Annotated in this window: 14 protein-coding genes; 12 read left to right on the plus strand and 2 right to left on the minus strand. The window is 38.8% G+C overall.

Translation table 11 applies throughout. The features are described from left to right. Positions 1-3 precede the first annotated feature (3 nt). Positions 4-882, plus strand: coding sequence for a 16S rRNA (cytidine(1402)-2'-O)-methyltransferase (rsmI, locus tag GGQ84_RS06480; RefSeq protein ID WP_429160762.1), 879 nt, complete (start codon positions 4-6; stop codon positions 880-882). Positions 883-978: 96 nt separating this feature from the next. Here the strand turns inward: rsmI and GGQ84_RS06485 are convergent, their stop codons facing one another. After that, complete coding sequence (locus GGQ84_RS06485; RefSeq protein WP_429160882.1) at positions 979-1227, minus strand: AbrB/MazE/SpoVT family DNA-binding domain-containing protein; 249 nt, start codon at positions 1225-1227, stop codon at positions 979-981. A 199-nt stretch (positions 1228-1426) separates the two neighbouring features. Between GGQ84_RS06485 and metG the strand changes: the two genes are divergently transcribed. The 7 genes from metG to GGQ84_RS06520 all read left to right on the plus strand — a co-directional run bounded on the left by metG (position 1427) and on the right by GGQ84_RS06520 (position 7808). Further along, entirely contained in the window at positions 1427-3388 is a 1962-nt protein-coding gene (gene metG, locus GGQ84_RS06490; RefSeq protein ID WP_429160765.1) for a methionine--tRNA ligase, read from the plus strand. A gap of 17 nt (positions 3389-3405) precedes the next feature. Then, the gene (locus GGQ84_RS06495) at positions 3406-4176 is read left to right on the plus strand and encodes a TatD family hydrolase (protein WP_429160768.1); all 771 of its coding nucleotides are present in this window, start codon (positions 3406-3408) and stop codon (positions 4174-4176) included. Between the two features lie 179 nt (positions 4177-4355). Further along, positions 4356-4913, plus strand: a complete 558-nt coding sequence (locus GGQ84_RS06500) for a 3D domain-containing protein (protein WP_429160771.1) — start codon at positions 4356-4358, stop codon at positions 4911-4913. Positions 4914-4975: 62 nt separating this feature from the next. After that, the gene (locus tag GGQ84_RS06505; RefSeq protein ID WP_429160774.1) at positions 4976-5779 is read left to right on the plus strand and encodes a 3D domain-containing protein; all 804 of its coding nucleotides are present in this window, start codon (positions 4976-4978) and stop codon (positions 5777-5779) included. A 56-nt stretch (positions 5780-5835) separates the two neighbouring features. Further along, a complete protein-coding gene (gene rnmV, locus GGQ84_RS06510) occupies positions 5836-6411 on the plus strand; it encodes a ribonuclease M5 (RefSeq protein WP_429160777.1) in 576 nt (191 codons plus the stop codon). After that, positions 6392-7258, plus strand: a complete 867-nt coding sequence (gene rsmA / locus GGQ84_RS06515; protein WP_429160780.1) for a 16S rRNA (adenine(1518)-N(6)/adenine(1519)-N(6))-dimethyltransferase RsmA — start codon at positions 6392-6394, stop codon at positions 7256-7258. The genes rnmV and rsmA overlap by 20 nt, the downstream gene beginning before the upstream one ends. 94 nt (positions 7259-7352) lie before the next feature. Continuing rightward, positions 7353-7808 carry a Fur family transcriptional regulator gene (locus GGQ84_RS06520; protein ID WP_429160782.1) on the plus strand — a complete coding sequence of 152 codons (456 nt, stop codon included), beginning with the start codon at positions 7353-7355 and terminating at the stop codon, positions 7806-7808. On the opposite strand, the gene GGQ84_RS06525 is transcribed toward GGQ84_RS06520, so the two are convergent. Further along, the gene (locus tag GGQ84_RS06525; RefSeq protein WP_429160785.1) at positions 7785-8582 is read right to left on the minus strand and encodes a glycosyltransferase family 2 protein; all 798 of its coding nucleotides are present in this window, start codon (positions 8580-8582) and stop codon (positions 7785-7787) included. The two genes, GGQ84_RS06520 and GGQ84_RS06525, sit on opposite strands and share 24 nt — an antisense overlap. A gap of 221 nt (positions 8583-8803) precedes the next feature. Here GGQ84_RS06525 and yabG point away from each other — a divergent pair, with 221 nt between their 5' ends. The 4 genes from yabG to GGQ84_RS06545 all read left to right on the plus strand — a co-directional run bounded on the left by yabG (position 8804) and on the right by GGQ84_RS06545 (position 11871). Further along, positions 8804-9670: a sporulation peptidase YabG gene (gene yabG, locus GGQ84_RS06530; RefSeq protein ID WP_429160788.1), complete on the plus strand. Its 867-nt coding sequence runs from the start codon at positions 8804-8806 to the stop codon at positions 9668-9670. Positions 9671-9788: 118 nt separating this feature from the next. Beyond that, on the plus strand, positions 9789-10058 hold the full coding sequence (locus GGQ84_RS06535) for a Veg family protein (RefSeq protein WP_429160791.1): 270 nt from the start codon (positions 9789-9791) through the stop codon (positions 10056-10058). 100 nt (positions 10059-10158) lie between these two features. Then, a complete protein-coding gene (locus tag GGQ84_RS06540; RefSeq protein ID WP_429160794.1) occupies positions 10159-10845 on the plus strand; it encodes a LuxR C-terminal-related transcriptional regulator in 687 nt (228 codons plus the stop codon). Positions 10846-11031: 186 nt separating this feature from the next. Further along, positions 11032-11871 (plus strand): CAP domain-containing protein, encoded by an 840-nt coding sequence (locus tag GGQ84_RS06545; RefSeq protein ID WP_429160796.1) that lies wholly within the window; start codon positions 11032-11034, stop codon positions 11869-11871. The last annotated feature ends 29 nt before the right edge of the window (positions 11872-11900 follow it).

Consider the following 11900-nt stretch of genomic DNA (forward strand, 5'->3'; position numbering starts at 1 on the left):
TAAATGAAAAAAACTGAAAAGGGTGTTCTGTATCTTTGTGCAACTCCAATTGGCAATTTAGAGGACATGACCTTTAGAGCGGTTAGAATTTTAGATCAAGTAGATCTGATAGCTGCAGAAGATACAAGACATACTATTAAGCTGTTAAATCATTACCAAATTAAGAATAAACTTATTAGTTACCATGAGCACAATAAAATAAGTAAGGGCAAAGAAATTATAATAAAAATTAAAGAGGGAAATAATATAGCTCTAGTCACTGATGCTGGTCTGCCTGGGATTTCTGATCCAGGTTCTGACTTGGTTCAACAAGCTGTTGATGAGGGGATTGAAGTAGTGGCGATTCCAGGTGCTAGCGCGTGTACCACAAGCTTAGTGGTTTCGGGTTTAGATACAGATAGATTTATGTTTGTAGGTTTTTTGCCTAGAAATGCTAGAGAAAGAAATGCTGAGCTTCAGGATTTAGCAGAAATAAAGTGCACTATGATTTTTTATGAGGCTCCTCACAGAATTATAAGTACACTAAAAACTATAGGGGAAATACTTCCAAATAGACAGATGGCCATTGCCCGAGAGCTCACCAAAAAGTATGAGGAAGTAGTTAGAGGAAAGCCTGATGAGTTGCTTGAGTATTTCAAGATGCAAAAACCAAAGGGAGAATTTGCTCTAATTGTGCAAGGAAATAAGGATGAGTTCAATAATCTTAGGGATGACAGTGTTAATTCTCTGGAACCGGAGTTTGAAGTACAGAGGTTAATTCAGGAAGAGGGTATTAACAAGAAAGATGCTATTAAAAGAATATCAGCAGACAGGCAACTAAAAAAGAGAGATGTGTATCAGAGGGTGTTGGCTCTTGAGGAGCAACTAGGTGAAAAGCTGTAAAAGAAGATGCAAAAAAGAGAGGTTAGAAACCTCTCTTTTTACACCTATTAGGGACTGGTATCAGCATCTATGGTAGTATCAAGATATTATGTATTATTAACTGGATTCTTCAGCCATGGCTTTGACGCAAACAGTGCAGATGTTTTTACCTTTAAAGTTAATAACATCTTCTGCATTACCACAGAATACACAAGCAGGTTCGTATTTCTTAAGGATGATTCTTTCCTGATCTACATAAATTTCTAAAGCATCCTTTTCGTCGATTCCCAAAGTTCTGCGAAGCTCTATAGGAATCACGACTCGACCAAGCTCGTCTACTTTGCGGACTATTCCTGTTGATTTCATCATACTAGCCCTCCCCTTTCTACATCTTTCGACAAGTTCTTACAAGTAGATAGTAACAAGAATTCCATTAAAAGTCAACACCTTTTTGTAAAGAGGTCTGACCACAGAAAGAATATTCATAAGCAATAAGGGGAAAACTTGACAAAAAACCCTAAATATTTTTATACTAAATAAAAGTAAATCCTTAGGAGGAGAAGAAATGAGCAATAATGATACATTTTACATTACTACACCTATATATTATCCCAGTGATAATTTACACATAGGTCATGCTTACACAACAGTAGCGGCAGATACGCTAGCTCGATATCATCGCTTTAGAGGCAAAGACGTTTGGTTTCTCACTGGCTCAGATGAGCACGGGCAAAAAATTGAGCGAAAGGCCAAGGAGATGGGTATGGAGCCCTTAGCCTATGTGGATAAGATTGTTGCGAATTTTAAGCACCTGTGGGATAGTTTACATATTTCATATGATGATTTTATTCGTACCTCTGAGGACAGACATAAACAAGTGGTTCAAGAGATATTTACAAAAATATACAACAAAGGCGATATTTACAAGTCAACCTATGAGGGATTATATTGTACACCCTGTGAGACTTTTTGGACAGATAGACAGTTAGAGGAGAAGAAGTGTCCTGATTGCGATAGGGAAGTTGAGTTGCTACAGGAAGAGAGCTACTTCTTCAAAATGAGTAAGTATCAAGATAGATTATTGCAATACATAGAGGATAATCCTGATTTCATTCAGCCTGTAAGTAGAAGGAATGAGATGGTTAGCTTTATTAAGAGTGGGCTAGACGATCTATGCGTCTCCAGAACTACCTTCGACTGGGGGATTCCTGTTCCCATTGAGAACAATCACGTTATATATGTATGGTTTGATGCTCTGACAAATTATATCTCAGCACTGGGATACGGGAGCGGAGACCCTAAATACGATAAATATTGGCCTTGCGATGTTCACTTAGTGGGTAAGGATATCGTTCGCTTTCACACCATTATATGGCCTATAATTTTGATGGCAGCAGAAATGGAGTTGCCCAAGAAAGTCTTTGGACATGGGTGGTTGCTTTTAGATCAAGGGAAGATGTCTAAATCTAAAGGAAATGTGGTAGATCCACTTCAGTTAATAGACAAATATGGGGTTGATGCGGTACGCTATTTCTTGCTAAGAGATATGCCTTTTGGCCAAGATGGTTATTACTCTGAAGAAGCTTTGGCAATGAGGATCAATACAGATTTGGCCAATGACTTTGGCAACTTGTTGAGCAGAACTACGGCCATGATCAATAAGTTTGCGCAAGGAGTGATTCCAGAGCCGGGCGCTGAAGAACCGCTAGATACAGAACTGAAAGAGGTTAAGGCCCAGGCAGTGGCTGAATTTGAAGATATAATGGAAAAGTTAGAACTAAACAACGCTCTTGCTGCCGTTTGGAAGTTAATTAACCGAAGTAATAAGTATATTGATGAGACTATGCCCTGGGCCTTAGCTAAAGATGAAGCAAAGAGGGATAGATTAAACACAGTGTTATATAATTTAGCTGAGAGTCTAAGGATAGCAACAGTAATGATAACACCCTTCATGCCTAGTTTGCCGGAAAAGGTATGGCAACAGTTGGGTATAGTGGAACATACTAACGCTCATAACTTTAATAGCATTTACCAGTGGGGTGGATTACCTGTAGGTGTTGCAATTAATAGGGGCGAACCTGTCTTCCCTAGAATAGATTTAGCTGCATTGCGAGAAGAGGCTTCTGCAGACAAAGAGGAAAAGCAGCAACAGCAAGATAGTAAAAAGAAAGAAAAAGCTAAAAAGAAACCAGAGCCACCAGCAGAAATAGGTATTGATGATTTCTTTAAAGTTCAGTTCAAAATTGCTGAGGTTTTAGAGTGCGAGAAAGTTCCAAAAGCGGATCGCCTATTGAAGTTAACTTTAGATGTGGCTGGAGAAAAGAAAACAGTAGTTTCTGGAATAGCGGAGCACTACGGCCCCGATGAAATGGTGGGGAAAAAAGTTGTTTGGGTTGCAAACTTAAAGCCGGCTAAGCTTAGGGGGATTGAATCCCAGGGTATGATACTAGCAGCCTCGGATGACGAGGGCAACCTGGAAGTGCTCTCACTGAAGCAAGATCTTCCTAGCGGTAGCCTTGTAAAATAAGTAAAGGGGTTTTTTGGATGTTATTTGATAGTCATGCCCATTTAGATGATGGGAGATTTACTAATGATATAGAAGAAGTGGTACAGAAATGTGTAGATAAAGGTGTAAGCAAAATATTAAATGTGGGGATCAATCTGGAATCATCTCAGAAGGCTATTGAATTAGCTGAGCAATATCCCTTCATCTATGCTAGTGTAGGAGTTCACCCTCACGATGCTAAGCACGGTACAGCTGAAGTACTCTCACGGCTAGAGGAGTTGGCAAGTCACCCAAAGGTCGTGGCCATGGGAGAAATGGGGTTAGACTTTTATCACAACCATTCTACCCCAGAGGTGCAACGGGAAGTATTTATAAAGCAAGTGAGGTTAGCAAAAAAGCTAGGTCTTCCCATTATTGTTCATGATCGGGATGCCCATAATGAAGTTTTTGAAATATTAGAAGCGGAAAAAGACGAGAATCTAACAGGAGTTTTCCACTGTTTTTCAGGTAGCTGGGAGTTTGCTCAGCAATGTTTAGATTTGGGATTTCACATCTCTCTAGCAGGTCCAGTTACCTTTGCCAATGCTAAGAAGCCTAAAGAGGTGGCAAAAAATGTTCCTATAGATAGGCTTTTGATCGAGACAGACTGCCCCTATTTAACTCCTCATCCCTTTAGGGGGAAGAGAAACGACCCTGCCTTGGTTGAATTAGTGGCAAAGGAAATTGCTGCCTTGCGGGGAATAGAACTAAATGAAGTTGCTAGCACAACAGCTGCCAATGCATGTAAACTCTTTAAAATTGACAAGTAAATAGAACACAGATTTCACAGCTCTTTTACCAGATTATACACTGGTGGAAGGGCTTTTCTTTTTGGTTAAACTGAAGTGCTGACACGTTAATATTAGTAATATATGGGAAAAATAAAAAAGGGGACAATTTGGCCAAACGGTTACATAAGATTTAAAGACCAAAGAGAGAGGTGAAAGCTGTGAATATAGGTTTCAAGTCGTTTTTGGCAACCATAGTAATACTGTTGGCTGTAGCATTGGGGACAGCTGAGCTTTATGGCGAAGATGCCATTACAGCAGAATTGGAACAGGAGTTAAGGGTGCCAATTATATTGATGGAAGGTGTGTTAGAGGAACAGGGAATAGAAATAAAGAGCAAAGATGACAACAAGATCTTAGAGGCTGCTGAAGAGGTAGTGGAGGTGGAAGAAAGAAAGCCTGACAGAGCTACTAATGTAGCTAGCAGGGGGGATGTGCGCGGTGCTAAAGAGGTATACACCATGGAAGCTACAGCCTATACTCATACAGGGAATCCTACTGCTACCGGAATATACCCTTATGTTGGTGTAGTTGCAGTGGATCCCAACGTAATACCTTTAGGTTCTAAGTTGTACATCGAGGGATATGGATTTGGGTTAGCGGCAGATACTGGAGGTGCCATTAAAGGTGATATCGTAGATGTTTTCATGGATACTCGGGAAGAGGCCTTACAGTGGGGGCGAAGGAATGTAAATGTGTATTTAATGGAAAAACCCTAGGACTTTGACATTTTTCAGAGCATAGGGTAAAATTACTGTAATAAATCACAGGGAGGCTTGTGGTGTTAAAACTTAAAAAAACATTACTGGGATTATGTATATCTGTTTTAATTTTGGGAGCATTGTTTGCAACTGTCAGCGCTAATCAAAATAAGATGGTTAGGGTGATAGCAGATGGTGTGGAAGTTGATATTAAGACTAAGAAGCAGACTGTAAGTGAACTACTAGAAGAAGCCCAAATTGAAGTGGGTTCTGATGATATAGTTAAACCAGGCCTGCTCCATCCCATTGAAGATGATCAAGTTGTGGAAGTTATCAGGGTAACCATAGAAAACTTAAGTGAGTTCGAAGCTATTCCCTATGAGACTGAATTTAGGGAAGATGATGCAATTCTAGAGGGAACGCAACGAGTGTTGAGAAATGGAGAAGAAGGGGAAAAAGAATATATCTACGAATTGGTTTACTATAATGGAGAAAAATTAAGTAAAGAAATAGCAGAAATAAAAATTGTTAAAGACCCTGTGGGAAAGGTTATTGCTAGGGGAACAAAGCCCAGACCGAAAACCGTAGCCAGCAGGGGAGGCCAGGAGTTGCGATATAGAGAAGAAATTACTATGAAGGCATCGGCGTATACTCATACGGGGAACAGAACTTATACAGGTGCTATACCCAAAGTAGGGATAGTTGCGGTTGACCCTAATGTTATCCCCTTAGGAACAAGGCTTTATATAGAGGGCTACGGTAGAGCTGTGGCATCAGATATAGGGTCAGCAATTAAAGGAAATCGGATAGATTTATTCATGGATACCAGAGATGAAGCCCTAAAGTGGGGTATGAGGAATGTAAAAGTCTATATTTTGGAATAATAAAACCCCTCTCTGATTACAAGAGGGGTTTAATTTTTAGTCTGGAGTGAGGTAGTTTGACTAGTGAAATAATTGTTGTTGAAGGTAAAGATGATGTACAAGCGGTAAAATGTGCAGTAGATTGTGAGCTAATCACAACAAATGGCTTTGCTCTTTCAAGAGAAACAATAAAGCGCATAAAACTTGCCCAAGAAAGGCGTGGCGTGATAATTTTAACAGATCCAGATTACGTGGGTGATAGATTACGAGAGAGAATAGAAAAGGAAGTTCCTGGTTGCAAGCATGCCTTTTTGCCAAGAAATGAAGCTACCGCCCATGGGGATGTGGGTGTAGAAAATGCAACGCCTGAGGCAATACTTACTGCTCTGAAAAAAGCAAGGTTTAAAGAAGGAAACGCTAAAGAAAAGTTATTTGAGAAGGCTGATATGTACAAGTATGGGATTATCGGTGTGGAAGGATCTCAAGAGCTAAGGGAAGCATTGGGGCGAGAGCTAGGAATTGGATATGGGAATGGCAAGCAATTTTTAAATAGACTCAATAGCTATGGTATAACCAGAGAAGAGTTTGTCGAAGCTATTGTCAAAATTAGAGAGAAAAGGTCAGGGGATTACTATGAAGAAAAACCTAGTTAAACCAACTGTTGTGATGGATATAATTGACAAATATAAATTAAAGATGAGCAAAAGCTTAGGACAGAACTTTCTAATAGACGACAATGTAAGACAAAAAATTGTTGATGCCGGTGAGCTGTCGCCAGAAAAAGTGGTAGTAGAAATTGGTCCCGGCATAGGTGTGTTAACACAAGCTATAGCTGAACAGGTGGAAAAAGTAATAGCAGTGGAGTTAGATAAGAGACTGGTGCCGGTGTTGGCAGAAACTCTAGGTGAATACTCAAATGTGGAAGTAATAAACAATGATGTTCTAAAAGTAAATTTGGAGGAACTAGTATTAGAGCGAGCTAATACGCAGAAATTTACTGTGATATCTAATTTGCCCTATTATATAACTACACCAATAATTATGGGGCTACTAGAAAAAAACTATCCCATTGAGATAATGGTTTTTATGATGCAAAAAGAAGTAGCCGATAGGATTGTAGCGAAGCCTGGGACGAAAGCCTATGGTTCCCTCAGTGTGGCAGTGCAATATTACACGGAAACAGAGCTAGTAACTAAAGTTCCACAAAATGTTTTTATCCCCAAGCCCGATGTAGAATCTGCAGTAGTTAAATTTGTTCGGAGGCCTAAGCCTCCCATAAGTTTGGCTAGTGAGGAAGTTTTTTTCAAAGTATTGAAGGCTGGATTTGCGCAGCGTCGTAAAACTCTTTACAATACCCTAAAGGGAAATCTCAATATTGAAGGTGAAGACTTACTTAATGCTCTTGAGCAAGCTGGAATTGATAGTAAAAGGAGAGCAGAAACTTTAAGTATGGATGAATTTGCTGCACTTGCCAATGAAATTAATAAAATACGCAATTAACTGACTATTTTCAACTAAGTAAAGAAGGATAAATAGTTTTAGTGTTGAATATTAATTTAAAGTAAATTATGGAAAACTGAAGGTGGTGTGCAGGTTGACGGAGTTTAATGATTTAGAGGAAGTTTATAAAAGATTTAAGGAGAGAGGAATTAGGCTTACTCCTCAGCGCCGAGTTATATTAGAGTACTTAAAGACTTGTCCTAATCACCCTACTGCAGAGGAAATATATCACTATATAAAAGGTCGCTTGAGTAGAGTAAGCTTAGGAACTGTGTATAATACATTACATATGCTTAAAGAAACAAAGGTAATACAAGAGCTTTCTTTTGGAGATTTATCTAGCCGTTATGACGGGTGTCCAGAAAATCATTATCACATTACTTGCGAAAAGTGTGGGAAAGTAGTTGATTTTAATAGGCCTTTGTTTAACCAAATCGAGGCCGAGGCGGAGCAGAAAACCGACTTTGTTATTAATACACATAGATTAGAATTATACGGTGTTTGCCGAGATTGTCAAGCTGTTGGTTCAGAAACAGGACTTACTTCTTAGGTATTTTTCTAATAAATCAAAACGCCTTTGATTGTTATACCCAATATAGTCGAAGCCAAGATAATTGCGGGTACGAGGAGTGCCGTCATAAATACACTTAGCTTCTATACAATCACCGATAATTGTATGGGCAATTTTTCGTGCATGAATTGACCCTCGCACTTTAGAACCTAGATGCAAGTGAGGTACAGCAGTAGCTACCTTAACGGTCAGGTTATTAAGTTTTGCAATTGATAAAAGTGTTGGAGGGATTGCAAAGGTACTAAAATGGCAATTATCCATCAAGCGTTTGCTTACCCCAGATAGTCCATGAGAGGGAGTGGCCAGCCCTATGTTTTGATACAGACCTAATTTTTTGTTTAGTAGCTGTCTAAACTTTAATGTTGAGGCGCTTAAGGGTTGGCGCTTTGTTATGTATGGATAACAATTTGTAAGTGCTAAATCAACGCCTGAATTTAAGGCTGCATCTATTTCTATTAGGTTATGTAATATATCTCCCACCATATCGCCATCCACAAAAATTACACTATGGGCGCCTTGATTATAGGCGTAGTGTGCGCCAATAGCTCTAGGAATGTCATAACCCAGTGCATCGCTGAAGTAAAGGGCTTTTACTTTCAGTGAATTCAAGCTAAGCACCTCAGCTGCAGTGTTATCAATAGAGCCATTGATTACTACAACAATTGGATTAAAAGCAGAATATGACAATATTTGGTTTAGCAATATAAGAATTCTACCCGCTTCGTCTCTAGCGGGAATTACGATAGCAGACATAGCTGTCACCTGCCTAAGTAAATTAAGAATATACTCAACACTTGTGGTTAAAGACTGAACCGCAAGTGTTTTTTATTATTGTTGTAAATTGACGTTTACTCCTGATACATAATATGGGGATAAATAAAGATAGTTAACATAATGCCAAAAAAAGGTTATGAGCCCATATGTAGCACCAGTTTTTTGGGTAGCCATATGATATATGAAAGGAGGGATTTGGTATGAGCAAGGTAAAAAAAGGAGATATAGTTGGGAGAAAATCATATAATTCTGATATATTGTTTAAAGTAATTGATTTAGATGAGGGTGACAGCAGTTGTAGTTGCGCAAAATTAAAGGGGATTGATCTAAGGTTGTGTGCAGATGCACCTTTATCCGACCTGGAAGTAAAAAGTCAAAGGGAAGTTAGTGAGTATAGACTAAATGATATAAAAAAGAGTCAGTCTTGCATGAAAAGGATTCTTACCAGAAGGAATGCAGATTTAAGTCGGTTTGAGAGCAAGATTTCAAGAAAAAAGGGGGAGTTTTTCAACTTACCCGGACGAATACTGCATTTAGACGGAGATGAAGAGTATTTGGAGAAATGCTTAAATACTTATGAACAACTGAACTTAGATGCAATTGGGTTTTACGTACCTGAAAGCAAGCAACCTGAAGTTATACTAGATTACCTAAAAGAGTACAACTTTGATATTCTAGTGTTAACAGGACATGATGCTTTACAAAAAAAGAAAAAAGGGTTTGTGGATATAAATAACTATCAAAACTCAAAATATTTTGTTGAAGCGGTGAAAAAAGTAAGGAGAATTGTACCCTCTAGGGATAACCTTGTGATTTTTGCTGGAGCTTGTCAGTCCCACTATGAAGCTCTTTTAGCAGCTGGAGCTAATTTTGCTAGTTCGCCTCAGAGAATAATGATCCACGCATTCGATCCGGTTTTTATTGTGGAAAAAGTTGCTTACAGCTCTATAAATGACATATTGCTGCTAGATGACATAATTTCCGATACCATAACAGGTGAAGATGGGGTGGGAGGGGTAGAAACTAGAGGAAGAATGAGGCTAGGTTATCCAAAGTCCCCATATTAAAATAAAAAACAGTTGACATTGAGTATGTTTAGTTAGTATAATAAAACCTTATAACTTGACAACCCCTTAAAGTGATGTTATAATGTGATATATAATGGCGAAAGAAGGTGGTTGCGAAGTGGCACCAAAAAGTACGCTTTCCGCAATCAAGGAGGGCTTAGAGGCTCATGTTGGTCTCAAAATAAAATTAAAAGCAAATAGAGGCCGCAAAAAAATTGTGGAACGCGAAGGTGTACTGGAGAACACTTATCCTCACATCTTTGTAGTCAAGATTAGCGAGACACAGAAGAGTGAACGCAGAGTATCGTATAGTTATACAGATGTGCTTACAGAAACTGTCGAATTGACCCTGTGTGATAATGAAAGTGAAGTTAAATTGAAGTATTAGTTTTGCCTGTAACCCAAGTGGTTGCAGGTTTTTTCTTTCACCAAAAGTTAGTTTTTGCATACTTTATTATAGAAGACGTATCAAACTGGAGGTAACCATTATGGCGGAAAAGAAGATACGCTTGTTAATAGGTGAAGGACAGTTTTTAATTAAACAGGGGCTTTTGCAGATTTTTGCTGAGGAAGACTACATAGAAGTTATAGGTGAAGCAGAAGCTTGCTTTGAACTTGTTAAAAGGGCAAGACTTGAAAAGCCTGATTTAATTTTATTTAATTTGAGCCTAGAGGGTATGGACATAGAATGCATTAAAGAGATTAGAAGGGAACAGCCAGATGTTAAATTTATTTTATTGATAAATAGTAATGGTGAAAATGAATCAATTACAAAATTTATGCAGGCAGGCGTGACTGGGTATTTGGCTCCCAGCTTTGACAGACAGCAGCTAATTAGAGCTGTGGAATTAACCGCTCAGGGCAAGGTATTTCTCCATCCCGAGATTGCTGCAAAATTATTGGAGCATATAAAAGGTTGGATGTATCTACAAACTAATAGGGAAGAGGAAGTTAAGTTACAATTACTTACAAAACGGGAAAGAGAAGTTTTGGGCTTAGTAGCTCAGGGGAGAGATAATATAGACATAGCTAGCAACTTATTTATCAGTGAAAAAACAGTCCGCAATCACTTGAGCAATATATTTCGAAAGTTAGGGTTTAAAGATAGAACCCAAGCTGCTCTGTGGGCGGTGAGAGTGGGCATAGTTTCCATTCAAGAAAGCCCATATTTATAGCATATTATCCCATAGGCCTTTAAAATATAATAACAAATCAAAATTGCATCTAGATGCAATTTTTTTTTCTAAAATCACGGGACAAGCCAAAATAAGGCCGAATTACAGATAATGTAGAATTTTTGTAAAAAGTGTAATTGAGATATAATCTTAAGTAAATCTTAGGCATCGAGGGGTGAGACAATATTGAGTTGTAAAAAGGTAAAAAATTTTTGTAAGGTGATAATGGGGCTATTGTTTTTTGTTTTAGCATTAGGCGTGGGGGCTTCTGCTGAAGCCAGGGATTTAGAGGTTAGGGCCAATCCGGTAAATGGCAATAATGATATATACGAACTCAGCATCAACAACCAGGTGGTTATAAGGTATCGAACCTTATCAGAGCAGTATGATGCAGTGACCCGTAGCCGAATTATTGCAGAGCGCATGGAAAGGTTTGCAGATCAGGGTAAGTTAAAAGAAGAATACATAAGAGCAACTACGGTTAATGGTTTGCCTGTAGTTTCAGTAAATGGGGAACTCTTGGCAACGGTAACTGAATTGGATGCAAGAGCAAATAACTCAACTAAATCAGGTTTGATTCAAGTATGGGCTGAAAATGTTCGCAGTGCATTGAGAACACAATCTACTTCTGTAATAGGACAAGTGCATCCGTATGAAGAAAAGGTAGTGGAGCTTGTAAACATAGAGCGAGCTAAAGTTGGACTTAGTCCCCTAAGACACAATCCAGATTTGGCTAGAGTAGCTAGAGTTAAGTCAGAGGATATGAGAGACAATAACTATTTTTCTCACAACTCTCCAACCTATGGTACTCCTTTTGACATGATGAGACATTTTAACATTTCCTATAGAACTGCTGGAGAAAACATTGCTGCAGGGCAAACTTCGCCTGAGCAGGTTGTAAGGTCTTGGATGAACTCCCCTGGGCATAGAGCCAACATCCTTAACTCTAATTACGAAGAGATAGGAGTAGGCTTTGCTCAAGGTGGTAGTTACAGATACTACTGGACGCAGCTGTTTCGCAGGTAGGATAGATTTACCTAAAGGAAAACTCGAGT

It is taken from the genome of Desulfitispora alkaliphila, assembly GCF_050433185.1.
Classification (GTDB): domain Bacteria; phylum Bacillota; class Desulfitisporia; order Desulfitisporales; family Desulfitisporaceae; genus Desulfitispora; species Desulfitispora alkaliphila.

Coding starts and splice junctions, on each gene's coding strand:
- rsmI (WP_429160762.1), top strand. CDS start 4: ATGAAAAAAACTGAAAAGGGTGTTCTGTATCTTTGTGCAACTCCAATT.
- GGQ84_RS06485 (WP_429160882.1), bottom strand. CDS start 1,227: ATGAAATCAACAGGAATAGTCCGCAAAGTAGACGAGCTTGGTCGAGTC.
- metG (WP_429160765.1), top strand. CDS start 1,427: ATGAGCAATAATGATACATTTTACATTACTACACCTATATATTATCCC.
- GGQ84_RS06495 (WP_429160768.1), top strand. CDS start 3,406: ATGTTATTTGATAGTCATGCCCATTTAGATGATGGGAGATTTACTAAT.
- rsmA (WP_429160780.1), top strand. CDS start 6,392: ATGAAGAAAAACCTAGTTAAACCAACTGTTGTGATGGATATAATTGAC.
- GGQ84_RS06525 (WP_429160785.1), bottom strand. CDS start 8,582: ATGTCTGCTATCGTAATTCCCGCTAGAGACGAAGCGGGTAGAATTCTT.
- yabG (WP_429160788.1), top strand. CDS start 8,804: ATGAGCAAGGTAAAAAAAGGAGATATAGTTGGGAGAAAATCATATAAT.
- GGQ84_RS06540 (WP_429160794.1), top strand. CDS start 10,159: ATGGCGGAAAAGAAGATACGCTTGTTAATAGGTGAAGGACAGTTTTTA.